Source organism: Serratia sp. TSA_198.1 (assembly GCF_052686505.1).
The window spans coordinates 545,710-566,699 of record NZ_JBQZFP010000002.1 but is presented as its reverse complement, the minus strand read 5'-3'; the positions used below and the strand labels follow the sequence as shown (position 1 = coordinate 566,699).

Here is a 20,990-nt window from a genome sequence, read left to right as displayed (position 1 = left end):
CTCCTGGCCCCCGGCCTGAGGGTTCAAATCCCGCCCAGATAGGCTTTCCTCACCTCCTGATTGCTCAACAACTCCGCACCGCTGCCGGTCAGACGAATTTGGCCGTTGACCATCACATAGCCGCGATCGGAGAGTTTCAGCGCATGGTTGGCATTTTGTTCCACCAGAAACAGCGTCATGCCGCCACGGGTCAGCTCGCGCAGAATACTGAAGATCTGTTTGACGATAATCGGCGCCAGGCCCAGGCTCGGCTCATCCAGCAGCAGCAGCTTCGGCCGGCTCATCAGCGCACGGGCGATGGCCAACATTTGCTGCTCACCGCCGGACATGGTCATCGCACGCTGGTTGCGCCGCTCCTTCAGGCGCGGGAACAGATCGAACATGCGTTGCAAATCTTCATCCACATAACGGTTGCCGACAGTAATAGTGCCCATCAGCAGGTTTTCCTCCACGCTCATATCCGGGAAAATACGCCGCCCTTCGGGCGCCTGGGCGATGCCGCTGCTGGCCACGTAATGGGTGGAGCGCCGGCTGATATCTTCGCCGCAAAACAAGATCTGCCCGCCGCTGATGCGCGGCTGGCCGAAAATTGACATCAGCAGCGTGGATTTCCCCGCGCCGTTGGCACCGATCAGCGCTACCGTTTCCCCTTCGTTCACCTGCAACGACACTTGCTGCAACGCCTGGATCGGGCCATAAAACACGTCTACGTCGCGAAACTCCAACATCGCATTGCTCATCCCGCCAGCTCCTCTTCATCTGCGCCAAGGTAAGCGGCGATCACCGTGTCGTTATGCTGAATTTCTTTCGGCGTACCCTCGGCGATGACGTCGCCGTGATCGAGCACAATCACCCGATCGGAGATCTCCATCACCATGCCCATATCGTGTTCGATCAACAGCACCGTAATGCCGTGATGCTGGCGCAGAAAACGGATAATGCGGCTCAGCGTCGCCGTCTCCACCGGGTTCAGCCCGGCGGCCGGTTCGTCGAGACAAATCATCTCCGGCGTGGTGCACATGGCGCGGGCAATCTCCAGCCGCCGCTGCTGGCCGTAGGACATCTCCCCCGCCAGCCGGTTGGCGCAGTCCGTCAGCTCCACCACCTCCAGCCAGTAGAAGGCGCGGTTCAGCGCGTCGTTTTCCGCCCGGCGATAACCGGGCGTATTGAGCACGCCGGCGATCAAATTGCGGTTGCTCAGCATGTGCTGGGCCACCAGCAGATTCTCCACCACCGACATCTCGCGGAACAGCCGGATATTCTGGAAGGTGCGCGCCAGCCCGGCGCGATTGACCAGATGGGTGCCGCCGAACATTTTATAGTAGACGCGCGACCCGAGCCGCTTTGGGTTAACCCAGTCGCTGGCGCGGAACTTCTGCCCCAACACCTGGATAACGTCGGTCGGCCGCTTATGGGTGTTGAGCAGGATCGCGCCGCCGGTGGCGCGGTAGAAACCGGTCAGGCAGTTGAACACCGTGGTTTTTCCGGCACCGTTAGGGCCAATCAATGCGGTGATGGAGCCGCGTTCAACCGACAGATTCACGTCGTTCAGCGCCTTGATACCGCCAAAATGCATCATCAGGTGCTCAACCCGCAAGATAGCGTCGCTCATGGCACCACCCCCTTGCGCGGCGCAAAGCTGGTGCGGCTGATACGGACCAGCCCGCGCGGCCGCCAGATCATCATCGCCACCATCAGCACACCGAACAGCAGCACCCGGTATTCGGCAAAGCTGCGCAGCAGTTCCGGCGCCACCGTGAGCACAAACGCCGCCAGCACCACGCCGATGGTCGAGCCCATGCCGCCCAGCACCACGATCGCCAGGATCAACGCCGACTCAAAGAAGGTGAACGACGTAGGATTGACGAACCCCTGGTAGGTGGCGAAAAACACCCCGGCAAGACCGGCGGTGGACGCGCCCATCATAAAGGCCGACAGCTTCACCAGCACGTGGTTCAGGCCAAGCGAACGGCAGGCGATTTCATCCTCGCGCAACGCCTCCCAGGCGCGGCCAATCGGCATGCGCGTCAGCCGGTGTTTGATGTACAGCACCAGCAACACCACCAGGAACAGCACCGCATAGATAAAAATAAACTTCAGGTTGGGGTTGTAGGCAATACCGAGGAATTCGTGGATCGGCACGCCGCCGTCCTTCGCCCGCCGGCCAAACTCCAGGCCGAACAGGGTCGGGGCCGGCACCGAAATGCCGTTTGGCCCGCCGGTCAGCGACATCCAGTTATTCAGCACCAGCCGGATGATTTCACCGAACCCCAGCGTGACGATCGCCAGATAGTCGCCGTGCATGCGCAACACCGGGAACCCCAGCAGCGCCCCCGCCAGCGCCGCCATCAGCGCCCCCAGCGGCAGCATTGCCCAGAACCCCAACCCGAGATACTGGTAGCCCAGCGCCAGCCCGTAGGCGCCGATGGCGTAAAACGCCACGTAGCCCAGATCCAGCAACCCGGCCAGCCCGACCACGATGTTCAGCCCCAGCCCAAGCAACACGTAAATCAGCCCCAGTATCGCCACCGTCAACAGATATTTGGTGGCGACGAACGGGAACAACAGCGCAATCACCGCCATCAACGGGATTATCCAGCGCAGGCTGGTCTTGGCCCCTATCGGCCGGACATACACTCCGTCATTGCCGCCGTCGAACCGCGCCAATACCTTGCGCCCCGGCGCAGTTTGCAGGAACAGGCTCAGTAGCAGCCGCCCGGCCATCACCGCGGCAATAATCCACACCAGCCGGCGCGGCTCAAAGTTAAAACTGTAGCCGTTCAGCACGATGCCAACGATCGGCCCGAACACGATCAGGGCGATCAGCCCCGCCAGCACGGCGTCCAGCAGGCTGCGTTTCACGTTCAGCCCTTGGTGAACCACTGTTTGCGACATAGTTTCCCCCTCAAACCTTAGCGACCATTGGCCGTCCGAGCAGGCCCTGAGGGCGGAAAATCAGGATCACCACCAGCAGCCCGAAGGAGAAAACGTCTTTGTAATCCGAGTTCACCATACCGGCGAACTGCGCCTCCGCCACGCCCAGCAGCAGGCCACCCAGCATTGCGCCGGGCAACGAGCCGATGCCGCCCAGTACCGCAGCGGTAAAGGCTTTGATGCCGATGATAAAGCCGACGTAGAAATCGAAGGTGCCGTAGTTCATGGTGATCAACACCCCCGCCAGCCCGGCCATCGCAGCGCCAATCACGAACACCAGGGATATCACCCGGTCGGTGTTGATGCCGAGAATCGACGCCATCTTGCGGTCTTGCTGAGTGGCACGGCAGATGCGCCCCAACCGGGTGTGCTGGATCACGTAGGTAAGAATGGCCATCCCCAGCAGGGACGCGACCAGAATAAACACTTTGGTGTAGGTAATCTGGATTACCCCGCCGTCAAAACCGATGCGGAACACGCCATCCAGCAGCGTCGGGATCCCTTGCTGCCGTGGCCCCTGGCTGATTTGTGCGTAGTTTTGCAGGATCAGTGACATGCCGATGGCGGAGATCAAGGGCGCCAGACGGGTGGAATTGCGCAGCGGTTTGTAGGCGATGCGCTCGATCACCCAGCCGTATACGCCGGTGATCACGATAGTAAACACCAGCGTGCCGAGGATCAGCAGCGGGAACGAGTGCAAACCGAAGAATGACAGCAGCGCCAGCCCGATGGCGCACAGATAGGCGGAGATCATATACACCTCGCCGTGGGCGAAGTTGATCATGCCGATGATGCCGTAAACCATGGTGTAGCCGATGGCGATCAGGCCATAAACCGCACCGAGCGTCAGGCCGTTAATCAGCTGTTGCAGGAAGAAAACATCCATAATTTGCAGTCTCGCCTGGAGGGGCCGCAAACGAAGTCCGACGCGGCCCAAGGAAGTATCGGAACGGATCCGCCCAATGCGCGGATCCGTAACCAGTATTTCTCCAATAGATTTCAAGTTGCAGCTAGGCGGCAAACACGTGAGTCCCCAGGAACTTAGACCCACTAAGTGACTGGGGTGAACGTGTGCAGCCAACAACGCTGCCGCTTGAAAGACGCAGGAGAAAATTAGAGTTGGTGATATTTACCCTTGTCGTCCCACTGATAGACCACGTAGTCCGATACTTTCAGGTCGCCCTTCTTATCCCAGGCCTTTTTGCCCATCACGGTATCCACGTCATGCGATTTCAGCCATTCACTGGCCTTGGCGCTGTCTTTGCCGCCGGTCGCGTTGAAGGCGGCGGCAATCGCCTGGATGGAAGCGTAGGAATAGAGGGTGTAACCTTCCGGCTCAAAACCGCTGGCGCGGAACTTGGCGATGACCGCCTTGCCTTCCGGGATTTGGCGCGGATCGTTGCCGAAGGTCATCAGCACACCGTTGGTGTATTGCGGCCCGCCGGCAGCGGTCACCAGCTCTTCGGTCACCACGCAGTCACCGGAGAAGAACTTGGCGGTCACGCCCTGCTCGCGCATCTGGCGCACCAGTGGCCCGGCTTCCGGATGGCAGCCACCGAAGTAGACCACGTCCGGTTTGACCGAAGCGATTTTGGTCACCAGCGCGTTAAAGTCTTTTTCACCGCGTGACAGCCCTTCATACAGCACCTCTTTCACGCCGCGTTTGTTCATCTCCGCCCTGGCGGCATCCGCCAGCCCCTGGCCGTAGGTGTCTTTGTCGTGGATCACCGCAATGCGTTTGGCCTTCAGGGTGTTCAGCATGTAGTTGGTGGCGATAACCCCCTGCTGATCGTCACGGCCGCACATGCGGAACATGTTGGCCATGCCGCGCTCGGTAATTTGCGGGTTGGTGGAGCCGGGGGTGATGGCGATGATCCCTGCCTCGTCATACACCTCCGAGGCAGGCATAGTGGAGGATGAGCAGAAGTGGCCGACCACCGCCGAAACCTTGTCCTGATCGACCAGACGGTTGGCGACCGCCACCGCCTGCTTCGGTTCGCAGGCGTCGTCACCCTGCACCAGTTTGATTTTTTCCCCTTTGATCCCACCGGCAGCGTTGATATCCGCCGCCGCCTGCGAAGCACCGCGCCAGTACTGATCGCCATAGGTCGCATTCGGCCCGGAGAACGGCCCGGCAACGCCGATAACGATATCGGCCTGAGCGTAAAAAGCAGAACCTAAACAACCGATAAGCAGAGCAGCGAGCGGACTTTTAATGAATTTCGATGACATTGTTGTTTTCCTCAGCACTGTTTTAGCAAAACGCCCAAAGGCGCGGAGCAATCACTTTATGTGTAGACGGGGAAAATAATTTGCGCGAGAGCGCAGTCGCATTACCCGCATTTAGGTAAGCAAAAATCCAGCCATTGTGACGGCCAATACATATTTTCTGATTATTCATCCTACATATCAGTGGGGAAATGAGGGCGTTCGCTGGCATCGGCGGGCTGAGCGGGGACGAGCGCGCTAACCGCACAGAGGAATTTTTTTGGCACTCTGGCCGGTCGGGAATACCCTTTCACACATTCGCACCATAAGCGTGCAATCGCCGGTGCAAGGACAATGGCAGGAATTTTCTGATGGCAAACCCCGCAAATGAACAGGATGAGTGCTGAAAAACGACGCAACATGCTCATTCTGACAGCAAACGCGCTTTTTCCTCACTTTAGTGCTTTGACAAACCCACGGCACCCCGCTATTATTCGCCCCGTTCACACGATTCCTCTGTAGTTCAGTCGGTAGAACGGCGGACTGTTAATCCGTATGTCACTGGTTCGAGTCCAGTCAGAGGAGCCATATTAGAGAAGCCCGCTTAAGGAAACTTAAGCGGGCTTTTTGCTTTTGATGTCACTTGATCTGTCTCAGACTGGGTTCTTATCCATCAAATAGCGATGCGCTTTTGACGCCGCGCTGGCGACCTTGAAAATATAGCGTTTGTCGTTCTTCAATGCTTTCAGCCAGGAAGCACTATAACTTTCATGTTGCCCCTCTCCAACGATGCCCAAATCCGCTATGAGGAAGGCGCTTCCCAACTCGGTAATGAACACCTCAAACGCATACCCTTCACGGCCAAACTTGCCTGTAATTTCACGGCTAAAATCGGTTTTTACCCACGTGTAAGTCGCACCATTCACTTTGAGAGATCTTCCGACATACTGATTATTGGCCGACCATCTGATCTCAGGCCTGATCTAACACAATGCTCACCACATAATTCCGTAATAAAATTCAATAAATTATTATGTGATTGTTAGTCTCAGGGATATTGACTGAATAACCTTGCAAAGCTGGAGGCGTTCGACGAGTTGGCCGCTTAATGCGAAAGAACCTTTTTAGTGCCCCCATCCCTTACCATAGCTATCAAAGATGAAGGTTGTATCCGTCCTAATATTCCCGCCCGGGAACTGTAGCCGCTTTTGGGTCTGGGTATGAAATTCAAGCCCTTTTGTTTCCTGTTTAATACCGTTTCCTTTACCGGAACTACTCAGCAGCGGAATAGGCTCCGATGCTAAAATGTTATTCACGCCAGTTTGCACATCTAAATCGCATTTATCCCAAGTATTTTGAAGGATCTGAATCCTCACTTCATAGGGTTTGTTGCCCATTCCTATAACCTGATATTTTTTATCTATATAATAAGCCATCATTTACTCTCCAATATTTTTCTGATTAAAGTTAAACTGCTCATTCTGATTACTCAATCAACACAATAGCAAACCCAATTATAGTTGTGCCAACGGCATCATACGTCGCAATCTGGCCGTTGGGAGCGAAGGAAACAAACGGATTTCCCTGACCGGAGCTACCGAGCACAGCATGTCCATGTGGCGTTACAGCCAATGCATCACTTGGGACACCAATTTCATTAAGCGGCGGAGTCGTTCTGGACTGCGCCACTGGATAATCGCCGCTGTTCCAACCAGTTGTATGCCATTTCCCGTCACTTCCCAGCCATTGAACTGAGAAATTAAACACATACCCACCTTTATTATTTACTGTAATTTTCTGTACTTGCCTCATAGCATTCACCTTTATTTTTCATCATTTAATAAAAGTACATTTATTTATGCAGTAGCATGAGTTTATAGCTCGCGCTTCACTGAAGCGTATCAGAGTTATTTCATTTATCAATGAAGCCACGCTTAAATTATTAATTACCAAGCTAATTAAAGAATGCAAAATAATAATAACCTAAAATTAGGCTACATCCATTAATTACATAACCTCTGGTAAAATAGTCAAATAAAGAAGGTGATGGCAAAGTGTGGGGTAATAGTTTTTTATGCCGCCATAGCTGACGGACATCCGAGTTACGCCAATTTGGCTATCGATAGGTAGATTAAGCGCACGCTATTTATTTATAATGCACACATAAAAAACACTGCAAGTCATGTAACGACATTAACTATCCCTATCGTAACTGCAAGAACTCACTCAGCACCTGATAATTAAATGCAAAATCACTCGTAATTTTCACTAACAAATAAAAAACGCAGTTAGCGGTGATTTGGATCTGGCGATACGCATGGGGACTTAGCCGATTCGAGGCTGCTTGCTCACCGGGTAACCGACAACCGCCGTATCCTGGTCGCATCCCCCGCCTATATCAAAGCACATGGCAGCCCTCAAAGCCCCGAAGTGCTGAAAAACCATAATTGCCTGGTGTTTGCCTACCCAGGGTTATTGCAAAACACCTAGCGGATACAAAAAAATGGCCTTGAAGAGGCGATCGTTATCGATGGCACGCTAAGCAGCGATAATGGCGACGTATTACATGAATGGTGCCTTGCCGGGTTGGGCATTTCCCTGCGTGAAACCTGTATAGCGATTTTGCCTGGCGACATGTAGAAAGCCCCCGTTCGGCCATCGAATACCTTGAACCCGGTGACACACTCCGCCGGCAAGAACACCCGCATCACGATTCTACCCAGGACTTCTACGCACACGGGAGAGGTTCAAACACCTTGCCCCTTTCAGTGGCCGTGAAGGGGTTGGCGTACTCATGCCAAACCTCCGTGAGCGGGCTCGGGAAAGATAAGCGGTTCAAGCGCGCGGTAAATATCTCCGTGTTTCACCAACAGCCGGATGGCCAGCATATCCGGATACATTTCCTCATCGCTTTGTCTGAACGCCACTTGCTGACGCACCAACGAAAGCACCCTTTCGGTGCCCGTGGACGCCCGCAACGGCCGGTGAAACTCCACCGCCTGCGTAGCGCACAATATTTCTATCGCCACGATATCGATGGCATTTTCGACGGCATCGATGGCATTACGCGCCGCCGTGACGCCCATAGAAATGTGATCTTCCTGTCCCGCGCAAGTGGACACGGTATGCACGCTGGCCGGTGCCGCCAAGGCTCGGTTTTCCCCTGCCAGCGCGGCCGCGGCGTAAGGCGGGATCATCATTCCTGAGTGCGCCCCACCGTCCGCCACTAAAAAGGCCGGTAAGCCGCTGAGATGGCTGTTGGTCAGCCGGTCGGAACGCGCCTGCGAACCGGTACTGAGCTGGGCAATGGCGATCGCCAGCGCGTCGAGACACAACGCAACCGGGGCGCCATGCCCATTGCCGCCCGGCAGCACATTCAGTTCCCCGTCTTCAACCATAAACACCGGATTGTCAGTGACAGAGTTGACTTCGGTGGTCAGGGTTTTCTGGCAATAACTCAGCACATCACGCACCGCGCCATGCATTTGTGGGATACAGCGCAGGCTCAAGGCATCCTGAACGCGGAAATCGCGGTATCTGTCCAGGATCTCGCTGTCACGCAGCAGGCAGCGTAAAATCCGCGCGGTTTCCTGCTGCCCGTCATGCGGCCTCAGGGCATGCAAGCGGGCGTCATAACCACGGATATTCCCTTTGAGCACCTCAAGGCTCATGCCTCCGGCGGCGTCCGCCACCGGGATGAGTTCCCGGAAAGCTTCCGCTGCCAGGCACCCAAGCGCCGTAATTTCGTAGGTGCCGCTGACCAGCGCATGGCCTTCGCGCGGGCCGGGAATACGCAGGGCAATGCCCGCCCGCTTCAGCGCTTCGCGGGCAGGCAACAGTTCGCCCTGATAGTACGATTTTCCGTAGCCAAACACCGACAGCCCGATGTGTGCCGTGGCAATCAGATACCCGACCGACCCCTTACCGGGCGACCACGGGATCACGCCCTTATTGAGCATATCCGCCATGGTCAGCACCAATGCCGGGCTGACGCCGCTGAAACCCTGTAACAGGGATTTGATCATCACCGCCATCATCGCGCGCACTTCATGCTGTGCCAGTTCTGGCCCCACTCCGCACGCATGACTTTTCAGCATATTGAGTTGCACATCAGAGATTTGTTCCGGCGATAACCGCTGCGTGACCAGATCGCCCACGCCGGTGGTCAACCCATAAATCACTTTGTTTTCGGCTATCGCCTGTCTGATTTTCTCGTGCACAATCTGCATGCCGTCTAACGCTGGCGGTGAGAGCAACACCTGTGCGCCGTAAGCAATATCGACGATGTCGCGGATCGACGTTTCAGCCGTGCCTAAGGTGACCGGTTGCGCCCTCATTTATTCAGACCGTGCTGAGTCAACCATTCTTTCGCTACCGCATCGACACTTTCGAAATTCGCCAGTTTGCCGTTCATCACGATCAAATCGCTGGTCGTCAGCTGTGCGGACACGGCTTTGAGCGTGGTTTCGACCACATCGCTGGCTTTGTCTTTCGCAATCAACGGCACGATATTTTGCGCAGGGAACAAGTGTTTGGAATCTTCCAGCGCCACCAGGTTTTTGGTTTTAATGGCCGGATCGGTTGAGGTCATATCCGCAACCTGGATCTGATTGTTGGTCAGCGCAGACAGCGTCAGCGGGCCGGCTACATCAAGCACCTTAAAGTTTTTGAAGGTTAATCCGTACACTTCGCTCAACCCTCTCACGCCCTCACGGCGGGTTTTCCATTCTGCCGGGCCGCCCAGCACCAGCGTTTTGGCGACCGGAGCCAGATCGCTGATGTCTTTCAGGTTGTATTTTTTCGCGGTTTTTTCCGTTACTGCCAGTACATCGCGGTCCTGCGCGGCCGAAATATCCAGCATCTTGATTTTTTCCGGCAACGCTTTGGCCAGTGCCGCCGCCACATCTTCGGAAGAGTGAGCCTGCGTTTTTTCGTCGAGGTAACTCAGCGTGGCACCGCTGTATTCCGGGATCAGGTTGATGGAACCGTCGAGCAACGCAGGCATGTACACCTCACGGCTGCCGATATTGAGTTTGGTTTCCACTTTGACGTTTTTAGCGGCCAGCGCCTGCTCGTAAATAGTGGCAATCAGTTGGCTTTCCGGGAAGTCTGCGGAACCGATGATAATGGTTCCAGCGGCATCAGCAGAGAAGGCCACAGGTGCATGCACCACGGCGGCAGAAAACAGGGCAACGGCAAGCAGATTTTTCAATTTCATTTTTATCAGACTCCGGAAATGAGTGAGTAGATGATTCAGCTATTCGATAAAGGCAGTGTTTTTTTACGGCGGCGTTCACGCTGCCGTATTCCTGGTGATACCGTGAAACGAATTAAAAAAGAGAAAAATACATCGACCAGCAACGCTAATATTCCCACCATAAAAGCCCCCGCGACCATCTGCGGATAATCGTTCTGCGCGCGGCCATCAATAATAAGACGCCCTAACCCGCCGAGAGAAACATAAGCCGCAATGGTGGCGGTCGAAACGATTTGTAATGCCGAGCTCCGGATGCCGGATAATATCAGCGCCAGCGCACAGGGGATCTCAACGGTGAGCAGTAATTTCCACGGCGAATACCCCATACCTATGGCTGCGTCAATAATTGCCGGATTGATTGCCCGAATACCGGAATAAACGCCCATCATGATCGGCGGCAGTGCCAGGATAATCAGCACTATCAGGCAAGGCACAATAAAGGCCAGATCGGACTCAAATACCGGCCCGAAAAGAATGACCAGTAAGATGATCAACCCGAAAGATGGCAGCGCGCGCATGGCATTCGCGCTGCCGATTAATAACGTCGCGCCTTTGCCGGTATGCCCGACATAACACCCCACCGGAAACGCGATAATCACCGCAACAAACAAGGCTTCGATGCTGTAAACCAGATGCTGGAAAATCAACATCAACAGTCCGTCGTCATTGAGCCAATGACCGGGGTCGAGCAACCAGTTAATCATTTCGCATTCCTTTTCGGTTGCCAGGCAGTGATTTTATTGCCGGTGCGCAGCACCAGATTATCCAGCAGCAGCGCCAGCGCGATGCACAGGAAAATACCGGTGATAATCGGCGTCAGAAAATGCAGTTGGAAGCCCTGGGTAAATAACGCCCCCAGTTGCGGCATCCCGACCAGCGCCGAGATGGAAACAATACTGACATTCGACACCACCACCACGCGCATGCCGGCGGCGATCACCGGCACCGCCAGCGGCAGTTCGACACTCAGAAATCGCTGTAGCGGCCGATACCCCATAGCCACGGCGGCCTGATGCGTGTCTTGCGGGACAGAATCCAGCCCGTCGCAAACCGTGCGAATCAACAGCGCGAAGGCATACAGCGTCAACGCCACAACGACATTGACGGCATCCAGAATTTTGGTGCCGAGCAGCCCCGGTAACAAGACAAACAGGGCCAGCGAGGGAATGGTATAAAGCAGCCCCAGCAGATTAAGAATGCCGTCCTTAAACTTCCCGCAGCGCTGAAGTAAACCGCCCACCGGAATGGCCAGTGCCAGCCCGATCAAGACAGGAATGATGGACAGATAAACGTGCCAGCCGAGTAACGTCACTATATTTTCCCGCTGCTGAAACAACCAGTCAAAGCGCATGGCATTACCTCTCGGCACGGGAGTGAGAAAGCGAAAATACCTGTTCGATATTCGCCGTGCCGATAAAGCGTTGTTGTTCATCGACAACAATACCGCGCTGACAGGGGGAACTTAATACAGAATCCATTAACTGCCGCAGCGTGCCATTTCTTGGCGCAAAGGTGCTGCCAAGATTAATGTCTTCCGCCTCTACAGTGGTTTTGTTTTGCTGCACATCATACCAGCCGAGCGGGCAATCATTTTCCACCACCAGCACCCAGGACTCATGCCCTGCCACGAAGCGGGCTTCGCTGACCGACATTCCCGGCGCAATGACTTTCTCTTTAGCCAACGCAATATCTTCAGGGATCATGTCAAAAGAAAGCTTACGGTATCCGCGATCGCGGCCGATAAAATCGGCGACGAAAGCATCTTCAGGTTCATTCAATAATTTGACCGGCGAGGCGATTTGCGCCAGACGCCCTCCGGGACGAAAAACTGCCACCTGATCGCCTAATTTCATCGCCTCGTCAATATCATGGGTAACCATGATGATCGTCTTGCCGATTTCACGCTGTAAACGTAGAAACTCCTCCTGCAACTGTTCACGAACCACCGGATCGACGGCGCTGAAAGGTTCATCCATCAGCATGAATTCAGGGTCGGAAGCCAGTGCGCGGGCAACGCCGACCCGTTGCTGCTGGCCGCCGGACAACTGCCACGGATAACGTTCTGCCATCGCCAGCGACAACCCGACCAGTTCCAGAAGTTCCAATGACTTTTTACGCGCCGCCGTGCGTGTTGCCCCGTTAAGCAGCGCGGTGACGGCGATGTTGTCCTGCACCGTTTTATGCGGAAACAGACCGGCATTCTGGATCACATAGCCAATTTTGCGGCGCAGTTTGACCAGGTCCATCCCTGCCGTCGGTTGTCCATTGAGCAAAATACTTCCCGAAGAAGGCTCGATTAACCGGTTGATCATGCGCAGTGACGTGGTTTTTCCGCAGCCCGAAGGCCCGACCAGCATGGTGATTTTGCCTGTCGGCGCACTGAACGACAGCCTGTCTACGGCCACCGTACCATCGGGGTAAAATTTGCTGATGCTCTCAAATGAAATCATTACGTTTCCTGCCCCATTACGGACTGTTGTTAACCGTCGCCTGCCTTTCATCTATTCGCAGACCTGATATGTACTAACCTGTATGTACAAGCTAGCAAGCAGGATGCCAACTTACCAAAGCAGGGTGATACCGGCGGTTTTAGGGGGATGGGCGGTACAGAGAGGAAAAAATGAACAAAAGAGGGCATCTCTTGCCCCAAAAAAAACCACTCGCACCATTAAGGTGCTTGCAGGGGTAGAGAGAAGCACTGCACCCGGATTACCGTTGAGGATCCTTGTCGATGCAGGCTTGCCAAAAATGACTGGTTTTTACGAAGACGATGCCGCTAATTTTCCTCGCAGCAGGAACAATAACAGTGCGATCAGACAGGCCGTTGCCTGTATGCCCCCCAGCGTGGTGACCGCGGGGAACGTCAGCACCGAGCCGAGCCAGGTTGTGATTGCAGCCGCCCCCATTGTAAGAAAACCCAGTAATGCGGATGCCAGGCCGGCCTGTTTCCCGAAGGGCCCCATGGTGATTGCCGTTCCCAATGGATTGGCCAACCCCATTCCCCAGAGGTACAGACTCATGGACAAGGTATACCAAGCCAAGCCTGGCGTTTCCGACCCAATCAGCAGCAGGCTCCCCCCCAATAATGCGGTGAGAATACCTCCCGAGGTAATGATTTGCGGGCCATAGCGGTGCGCCAGGCGCGGTGCCGCCATCCCTGCGGCAAAGACCACGAACACGGTGGCGGCAAAATACAGCCCGGCCTGCAGCGACGACAAGCCTATCCCGTTCATCAAAATGGCGGGCGCGGCACCGAAAGAGGCAAACAATCCGCTCATCAACAGGCTCATCGACAATGCCGGAAGGATAAACGTCCCATTCGCTGCCAGCTTAGCGTACGCAACCAACACGCTCAGAATGGAATGTGGAGCGCGCCGTTCGGCAGGATGAGTTTCCCCCAGCACGTTGACGTAAAATACGGCGACAACGAAGGCGGCAATGCCCACCAGTATGAAGATCGCTCGCCAGCCCAACGCCGTAGTCAGCACGCTCCCCACCAACGGCGAGAAGCCGGGTGCGGCAGCCGCTGCGATCATGGTCAGTGACAACGCGCGCGCCAGCGTTTCGCCTTCAAACAGATCACGCGCAATGGCTCGGGCTAAAACCGCTGCCGCGCATACGCCCAACGCCTGGATGATGCGCCCGACGATCAGCGTTTCCAGCGAACCGGCGAGACCGCCTACCACCGTACCCACGATGAATATTGAGAGCCCCCCCAACACCAGCTTCTTGCGTCCGTATCGGTCAGCCAGCGGGCCGACGACCAACTGAGCCAGCGCGAAAGTGATGAAAAAGCTGGAGAGCGTCAGACCAAGCTCACGCGCTGACACCCCAAGCTGCTCTCCGATATCCGGAAATGCGGGAAGGATAATGTTGGTGGACAGTATGCTAATGGCAGAAAGGCCGGCCAGTAACGCAACGATTTTACCTGTTAGTTGCGGGCCTTCGGCCGAAGAAATAGTCGCCCTCATTATTTCAGTGGGCGTGTTTTCTGTACTCATGGTAATGCCTCGCCGGGAGTGGCCGGCGCGTAAACACCCTCAGCCTTCATCATCGGACCCTTTCGTTTTGCAGCAAACGTCTACCGACACGTCAGGGCTTTGCGGCCATAACGTGTCGGTAGGTTAGTCGGGGATCGCGCTCCCCCCGTTATGACTTACGCCAATGCCGGCTTGTCGGTTGGCGGCGTGTTGTCCGGGCGTATCTTGAACCAGATGGCATACATCGCCGGCAGGAACACCAGCGTTACTATGGTTCCGCCAAAGGTCCCGCCAATCAGGGTGTAAGCCAGGGTGCCCCAGAACACCGAGTGGGTGAGCGGGATAAACGCCAGAATGGCCGCCATCGCCGTGAGCAACACCGGTCGGGCTCGCTGAATCGTTGCCTCGACCACCGCATGGAACGGATCCAGCCCTTCCTGCACGTTGTGATGGATCTGCCCTATCAGGATCAAGGTATTACGCATCAGGATGCCCGACAGCGCGATCAATCCCACGAGCGCATTGATGCCAAACGGCTGGTTGAACAGCAGCAGCGTTGGCACCACCCCAATCAGCCCCAGTGGCGCGGTGAGGAAGACCATCACCATCGCCGACATCGAACGCACCTGCAGGATGATGATCAGCAGCGTCATGGCGATCATGATAGGGAACAGCGGCGCCATCGCCTCGGTCGCTTTGCCCGATTCTTCAATCGAACCCGCCTGCTCGATGCGGTACCCGGCCGGGAGTTGGTCGATAACCGGCTGCAACGCTTTCGTGATCGCCGTGGACACGTCCGGCGGTTGCAGGTTTTCGGCTATGTCACCCCTCACCGTAATGGTCGGGGTACGATCGCGGCGGCGGAGAACGGGATCTTCCATGCGCACATCGACATCCCCTATCTGCGACAGCGGAATGCGCTGACCGGCAGCCCCCACCAACGTAAAGCCGGCAATTTTTTCCGGGTCAAGCCGGATATCCCCCGCGGCACGGCCCATGACCTGCACCGAACGGATATCTTCACGCACAGAGGTGATCGGCACACCCGAGAGCAGGAACTGAAGTTGCTGGGCGACGGCATTCGATGTCAACCCCACGGCCTGCAAGCGGTCCTGATCGAGCGTAAAATGCAGCGTCGGCACACGCGTCCCCCAGTCGATGTTGACGGTCCTCATCATAGGGCTGGCCTGCATCACCTTCTCGACCTTGCCGGCAATCTCGCGCAGTTGGGCCGGGTCCGGCCCCATCACGCGATAGGCAACGGGAAATGGCGTATACGGGCCAAATACCAGTTGCGTGATCCGGACACGCGCTTCGGGTGCCAGGCCTTCAGCAGCGGCCTCACGAAGTCGGAATTTGAGCGCCTCACGCGCTTCCGGGTTGTCGGTCAGCACAACAATTTTCGCAAACGACGGGTCGGGCAGCTCTGGCGCCATCGCCAGATAAAAACGTGGTGAACCCTGCCCGATATATGAGGTAACGATTTTTGCCTCTTTCTGCTTTTTCAGCCAAGCCTCGATCTTGGCCGTTGCGGCGCTGGTCTGTTCAATGGCGGTGCCATAGGGCATCTGCACTTCGACCAGGACTTCAGGGCGATCGGAGGTCGGGAAAAATTGTTTTTTCACCAGCCCCATCCCCAGGGTCGCGACAGCGAAGACGGCAATAACCGTGCCCGCCACCATCCACTTACGGGCGACAACGCGCGTCAGCAATCGACGAAAGCGGTTGTAATTGCGGGTGTTGTAGATGGCCGCGTGCCCACCCTCAACCGTTTTGATTTTCGGCAGCATTTTCACGCCCAGGTAAGGCGTAAACACCACCGCCACCACCCAGGAAGCAATCAGGGCGATGCCCACGATCCAGAACATGTTGCTGGTGTACTCACCGGCGGTAGACTGAGCGAAACCGTTGGGCATAAAGCCGACGGCCGTCACCAGTGTACCGGCCAGCATCGGGGCCGCCGTGTGGCTCCAGGCATAGGCCGAGGCTTTGACGCGGTCGTAGCCCTCTTCCATTTTCACCACCATCATTTCGATGGCGATGATGGCGTCATCCACCAGCAACCCGAGGGCCAGGATCAGCGAGCCGAGAGTGATGCGGTCAAAGTTCTTGCCGGTGGCCTCCATCACCACGAAGACGATAGCCAGCGTCAAGGGCACCGCCGCCGCAACCACCACGCCCACGCGCCAGCCCATACTCACAAAACACACTGCCATCACCACGAGCAACGCGACGAAGAATTTTGTCATGAACTCATTGACCGACGTACCGATGTTGACTGACTGATCGGTGACTTTCGCCAACGTCATACCCAGAGGCATGCCCTCATTGATTTTGGCCGTCTCGGCATCCAGCGCCTTACCCAGATCCAGACCGTTCCAACCCTCACGCATCACGATGCCCAGCAACAGCGCAGGCTCTCCCTGGTTGCGGACCAGGAAGGTTGCGGGATCTTCATAACCACGTTCGACCGTCGCGACATCCGAGAGTTTTAACGTCCTTCCCTGAACCACAATCGGCGTATCGCGGATCTTCTCCAGCTTGTCGAAGGCACCATCCAGACGGATAAAGACCTGCGGTCCGTTGGTGTCAATCGAACCGGCAGGCGTCAGGACGTTCTGGTTGTTGAGCGCGGAGAAAATGTCCTGCGGGGAAATGCCCAGCGTGGCCAGCCGGTCATGCGAGAAAGAGACAAAGATGCGTTCAGGCTGTTCACCGATAATATTGACCTTTTTCACGCCCGGCACATGCAGCAGCCGCTGACGCAACTGTTCGGCATCGCGGACCAGCAAGCGCTGCGGTTCCCCTTTCGCCTTCAACGCAAAGAGTGCAAAGGTCACGTCGGCGAATTCATCGTTGACCATCGGGCCGATCACGCCCGCCGGCAGGTTCTTGGCCTCATCGCCGAGCTTCTTACGTGCCTGATAAAACTCCTCCTGCACCTGCGAAGGCGGTGTGCCCTCCTGTAATGACAGCGTGGTGAAAGCCAGTCCGGGGCGCGTGTAGGTCTCGCTGCGATCATACCACTTGAGTTCCTGCAGGCGTTTTTCCAGCGGCTCGACCACCTGATCCTGCATTTCCTGCGCGGTGGCTCCCGGCCAGGCAGAAATGACCGTCATCTGCTTGACCGTAAAGGGCGGATCTTCCGCACGCCCCAGCCCGAAGAACGAGAGAATGCCGACGACGGTAATCAGGATGATAAGAAACAGCGTGATTGAACGCTCGCGGACGGCGAGCGCAGAAAGGTTGAATCGCCCTTCGCTCATGGCCGGCTCCCGGCGACGCTGGCATCGCTTTGATTACCAAGCCGGACTGCTTCGCCGTCGCGCAGCAAATGCGCGCCCAGCGCCACCACCCGTTCACCGGGCTTGAGGCTACCGATCACCCTAGCCGCATCGTCGCCCAGACCAACTACCTGAACCGGCCGCCACGACACTTTGGCTGGCTGGCCGGAAATGCCCCAGACGCCCGGCCCTTTGCCCGGATCATAAAGGGCGGCGATAGGTACCTGCAGCACCTGCCCGGCTAACTTGCCTTCAGCAATGGCGAGGGTAACGGTGGCACCCAGCGGTGCGCTCGCCAGCGCCCCCTCCAGCACATACCTTGCTTCAAAGGTGCGCGTCAGAGGATCGGCCGCATCGGAGAGCAGACGCAATTTTGCGGGAACCGCTGCCGTATCCTTGCCGTATAACGTCGCCAGGGCCTCGCTCCCGATAGCCGGACGCAGCGTTTCAGGCAAATGTACGATAGCTTCTCGCTGCCCCGCCCGCGCCAGCCGCACCACCGGCTGCCCTGCACTGACGACCTGCCCCGGCTCGGCCAGGGTGTCCACCACCACGCCGTCTGCGTCGGCCAGCAAGACGGCATAGCCCGTCGCATTGCGCGCCACGTCGGCCTGTGCCTGCGCAGCGCTGAGCTCCGCTTTGGCCGTATCGGCAGCGGCCTTTATCTGATCGTAAGCCGAAGCCGAGATGGCCCCTGAGGCAACCAGACCGCGATAACGCGCTTCGTCATCGGTAGCCTGTCTGGCGCGCGCCCGCGCGGCGGCGACCGCCTGCTGTTGGGCTTGCGCCTGCAGGCCAAGATCGACGGGATCCAGACGCATCAGCGGCTGACCACGTTTGACGCTTTGACCGGTATCGACCAGACGTTCAAGGATTTTACCTTGTACCCGAAAACCGAGGTCGCTTTGAACGCGGGCGACGACGACGCCGGTGAAGGCGCGGGAGGCATCGACGGCGCTCTTCACGGTAGCCGCCCTCACCAGAGGAGGTTGGCTACGCGGATCGTCGACGCTGGCAGCGTCGCCGCACGCCACCAGGGCGAAAGATAACAGGCAAACAGCAATAGGGGCGGATTTTAGCCGGAGCATGGGTTCCCTTAATTAATGAACAGGACGGTAACCGCATTCTCCAACCAGTGACCAATAATGTCAATGGTCACAAATTTTAAGGCGCCATGCTGCGCAGTATCAATGCCGACAGAAGTACCGCCGCCACCGGCGCATTCTCCAGGTTATTTTGCAGTTGGACAGGGCAGATGTAGGGCCGCAGGACCAGGGAGATCGCCAGTGTCGCTTCATCCAGCGGCGTTTTGCGCTCGAACTCCCCCGACTGCCTGCCCTCGAGCAGGATGTGCTGGATCACCTGGCATAAACGTTCTTCATACGCCACCACCGAAGGCCAGCGTTCGCGGGCGGCGACGGCAGCGATGTCGTAAAGCTTGCGATCGTGAAAAAACAGGTCGCTGCCTGCTTCCGTCAACGCTTTGAAAAGACGCCTTAATTTTTCCGAGGCCGTCGGCGCATCTGCGAGCGCCAAATTGACAATCTCCATGATCATGGCCAGCCGGTTGACGCAGATCACCTCACCAATTGCCTGTTTGGAATCGAAAAATTTATAGATGTAAGCCTTGGAAAAACCAATCGCCTTGGCCAAGTCGGACACGGTAGTTTTCTCATACCCAAAGTGCCCGAAGTGCTCTGTGGCGGCTTCCACGATCTGATCGCGAACGCTGTGATCCAATGGCCCACGCGGGGAAAGTGCATTCATGTGTTTAGTCATTTTTCTAGCTTAGCTCGATGAGCACTGATTGACAACAAGTGACCATTTGGTAATGTAGTCACCATTCTGCTTCGATTCAAGGATTCCCCATGTTTCCCCTCCGTACTCTTGCTCTGACTGTGAGCGCCGGCTTACTGGCGGGTTGCGCGGTTGGACCGGATTACCAGCGCCCGGACGCTCCACTCTCGGATCGTTATCAGGCCCAATCCGCCGTCCAACAGAGAAACGCCGCCCGGCCCGCCAGTTTTGCCGTCTGGTGGGAAGGCTTCGATGATCCCCTGTTGAGTCAGTTCGTTTCAAGCGCACTCGCGCAGAATCTCGATCTCGCTCAGGCAACCGCGCGGATGGCACAGGCCCGCGCCGGGCTTGGTGCGGCGACGGCTGCACTGTTGCCGTCGGGTAACATCAGCGGACAGGCCGCGCGCGCCTATCAGTCGGTCGAGACTCCTCTTGGCCAGGTGCTCAGCTCAACCCCGGATTATAATCGCTATGGCAATAGCTATGAAACCGATCTGAACGCAAGCTGGGAGATTGATGTTTTCGGGGGACTGCGGCGCGGTCGCCAGGCCGCACTGGCTGACTACCAGGCTTCCGAGGCGGGCGTCGCCGCGACACGCCTGGCCGTCGCCGCCCAGACGGCCGATATCTATATCACCCTGCGCGGCTTGCAAACCCGGTTGGCTATCGCAAACAAGCAAGTCAGTACGCAACAAGAGTTACTGGAAAAAGTGCAGCTCCTTCACAGCAAGGGGCTGGCCGCTGAGTACCAGGTCCGCCAGACCGAAGGAGCCCTTGCGCAGGTTCAGGCAACGGTGCCGGTTCTCCAGACCGGGCTCGACGCAGCCATGAACGCGCTGGACGTCATGCTCGGAACCCCGCCCGGCACTCATCGCGCTCAGTTGACTACGCCGGGCGCCATTCCGCAGGCTCCGCAGATCACCTCTACGGGCACCCCCGCCGACCTGCTGCGCCGCCGCCCCGACATTATCGTGGCCGAACGCCATCTTGCCGCGTCCAGTGCGCGCATCGGGGTGGCCGTCAGCGAGTACTATCCGAAGTTTTCGCTCAGCGCATTACTCGGCAGCGCGACGGCGGTGGCGAGCGGCAACCTGTTCTCCAGCGGCGCCAGCCAATCGGCAGGCGTATTGGGGCTGCGTTGGCGGCTCTTTGATTTCGGCCGCATCAACGCGCAGATCGATCAGACGAAAGGCCAGGAGGCCGAAGCGCTCGCAGCTTACCGTCTGTCGGTGTTACGCGCCACCGAAGACGTCGAAAACGCCTTCTCCGCACTGATCAATCGTGAAACGCAGGCGGCAATACTGACCGGCGGTGAAACGGCCCTGGCCAGCGCCAGGCAATCGTCTTTCGTCGCCTATCGGCAAGGGACAGCCAGCCTGATTGACGTCCTGCACAACGATGAAACCCTGCTGCAGGCCTCCGACGCCAGGGCACAGGCCCAAACGGAATCGGCGCGCGCGGCGGTCGCTACGTTCAGGGCGCTCGGGGGCGGTTGGCAACCTCCGCAAGCCGGTGCAATAACGCAATGAA

17 protein-coding genes, 1 tRNA gene and 1 pseudogene are annotated in these 20,990 nt (G+C 56.9%); 2 read left to right on the top strand and 17 right to left on the bottom strand.

What is annotated here, in order from left to right:
• Positions 1–23: 23 nt before the first annotated feature.
• The 5 genes from ACUTSW_RS13990 to ACUTSW_RS13970 all read right to left on the bottom strand — a co-directional run bounded on the left by ACUTSW_RS13990 (position 24) and on the right by ACUTSW_RS13970 (position 5,166).
• Positions 24–740, bottom strand: coding sequence for an ABC transporter ATP-binding protein (locus ACUTSW_RS13990; protein ID WP_197912482.1), 717 nt, complete (start codon positions 738–740; stop codon positions 24–26).
• The gene (locus ACUTSW_RS13985; RefSeq protein ID WP_445584667.1) at positions 737–1,612 is read right to left on the bottom strand and encodes an ABC transporter ATP-binding protein; all 876 of its coding nucleotides are present in this window, start codon (positions 1,610–1,612) and stop codon (positions 737–739) included. Before ACUTSW_RS13985 ends, ACUTSW_RS13990 begins: the two co-directional genes overlap by 4 nt.
• Entirely contained in the window at positions 1,609–2,895 is a 1,287-nt protein-coding gene (livM, locus tag ACUTSW_RS13980; protein WP_006326582.1) for a high-affinity branched-chain amino acid ABC transporter permease LivM, read from the bottom strand. The genes ACUTSW_RS13985 and livM overlap by 4 nt, the downstream gene beginning before the upstream one ends.
• A 10-nt stretch (positions 2,896–2,905) precedes the next feature.
• The gene (locus tag ACUTSW_RS13975) at positions 2,906–3,820 is read right to left on the bottom strand and encodes an ABC transporter permease subunit (RefSeq protein ID WP_004946913.1); all 915 of its coding nucleotides are present in this window, start codon (positions 3,818–3,820) and stop codon (positions 2,906–2,908) included.
• 227 nt (positions 3,821–4,047) lie between these two features.
• On the bottom strand, positions 4,048–5,166 hold the full coding sequence (locus ACUTSW_RS13970; RefSeq protein WP_004946915.1) for a branched-chain amino acid ABC transporter substrate-binding protein: 1,119 nt from the start codon (positions 5,164–5,166) through the stop codon (positions 4,048–4,050).
• 488 nt (positions 5,167–5,654) lie between these two features.
• On the opposite strand from ACUTSW_RS13970, the gene ACUTSW_RS13965 reads away from it, so the two are divergent.
• Positions 5,655–5,730 (top strand) — tRNA-Asn (locus ACUTSW_RS13965).
• A gap of 65 nt (positions 5,731–5,795) precedes the next feature.
• Here the strand turns inward: ACUTSW_RS13965 and ACUTSW_RS13960 are convergent.
• The 12 genes and pseudogenes from ACUTSW_RS13960 to ACUTSW_RS13905 all read right to left on the bottom strand — a co-directional run.
• Positions 5,796–6,026, bottom strand: a pseudogene (locus ACUTSW_RS13960) (zincin-like metallopeptidase domain-containing protein); the annotation flags it as partial.
• 240 nt (positions 6,027–6,266) lie between these two features.
• Positions 6,267–6,581, bottom strand: a complete 315-nt coding sequence (locus ACUTSW_RS13955; RefSeq protein WP_445584666.1) for a hypothetical protein — start codon at positions 6,579–6,581, stop codon at positions 6,267–6,269.
• Between the two features lie 46 nt (positions 6,582–6,627).
• Complete coding sequence (locus ACUTSW_RS13950) at positions 6,628–6,954, bottom strand: hypothetical protein (RefSeq protein WP_006319841.1); 327 nt, start codon at positions 6,952–6,954, stop codon at positions 6,628–6,630.
• Between the two features lie 980 nt (positions 6,955–7,934).
• Entirely contained in the window at positions 7,935–9,479 is a 1,545-nt protein-coding gene (locus ACUTSW_RS13945; RefSeq protein WP_445584665.1) for an HAL/PAL/TAL family ammonia-lyase, read from the bottom strand.
• Entirely contained in the window at positions 9,476–10,360 is an 885-nt protein-coding gene (locus tag ACUTSW_RS13940; RefSeq protein WP_445584664.1) for an ABC transporter substrate-binding protein, read from the bottom strand. The genes ACUTSW_RS13945 and ACUTSW_RS13940 overlap by 4 nt, the downstream gene beginning before the upstream one ends.
• Positions 10,361–10,395: 35 nt before the next feature.
• Positions 10,396–11,103, bottom strand: coding sequence for an ABC transporter permease (locus tag ACUTSW_RS13935; RefSeq protein ID WP_311991925.1), 708 nt, complete (start codon positions 11,101–11,103; stop codon positions 10,396–10,398).
• Positions 11,100–11,750: an ABC transporter permease gene (locus ACUTSW_RS13930; protein ID WP_445584663.1), complete on the bottom strand. Its 651-nt coding sequence runs from the start codon at positions 11,748–11,750 to the stop codon at positions 11,100–11,102. Before ACUTSW_RS13930 ends, ACUTSW_RS13935 begins: the two co-directional genes overlap by 4 nt.
• Positions 11,751–11,754: 4 nt before the next feature.
• Positions 11,755–12,849, bottom strand: coding sequence for an ABC transporter ATP-binding protein (locus ACUTSW_RS13925; RefSeq protein WP_445584662.1), 1,095 nt, complete (start codon positions 12,847–12,849; stop codon positions 11,755–11,757).
• A gap of 309 nt (positions 12,850–13,158) precedes the next feature.
• Positions 13,159–14,400: a multidrug effflux MFS transporter gene (locus ACUTSW_RS13920; RefSeq protein ID WP_062868029.1), complete on the bottom strand. Its 1,242-nt coding sequence runs from the start codon at positions 14,398–14,400 to the stop codon at positions 13,159–13,161.
• Positions 14,401–14,555: 155 nt separating this feature from the next.
• Positions 14,556–17,645, bottom strand: coding sequence for an efflux RND transporter permease subunit (locus ACUTSW_RS13915; RefSeq protein ID WP_445584661.1), 3,090 nt, complete (start codon positions 17,643–17,645; stop codon positions 14,556–14,558).
• Entirely contained in the window at positions 17,642–18,751 is a 1,110-nt protein-coding gene (locus ACUTSW_RS13910; RefSeq protein WP_445584660.1) for an efflux RND transporter periplasmic adaptor subunit, read from the bottom strand. The genes ACUTSW_RS13915 and ACUTSW_RS13910 overlap by 4 nt, the downstream gene beginning before the upstream one ends.
• Positions 18,752–18,827: 76 nt before the next feature.
• A complete protein-coding gene (locus tag ACUTSW_RS13905; protein WP_445584659.1) occupies positions 18,828–19,442 on the bottom strand; it encodes a TetR/AcrR family transcriptional regulator in 615 nt (204 codons plus the stop codon).
• Positions 19,443–19,531: 89 nt separating this feature from the next.
• Between ACUTSW_RS13905 and ACUTSW_RS13900 the strand changes: the two genes are divergently transcribed.
• The gene (locus tag ACUTSW_RS13900; RefSeq protein ID WP_445584658.1) at positions 19,532–20,989 is read left to right on the top strand and encodes an efflux transporter outer membrane subunit; all 1,458 of its coding nucleotides are present in this window, start codon (positions 19,532–19,534) and stop codon (positions 20,987–20,989) included.
• The last annotated feature ends 1 nt before the right edge of the window (position 20,990 follow it).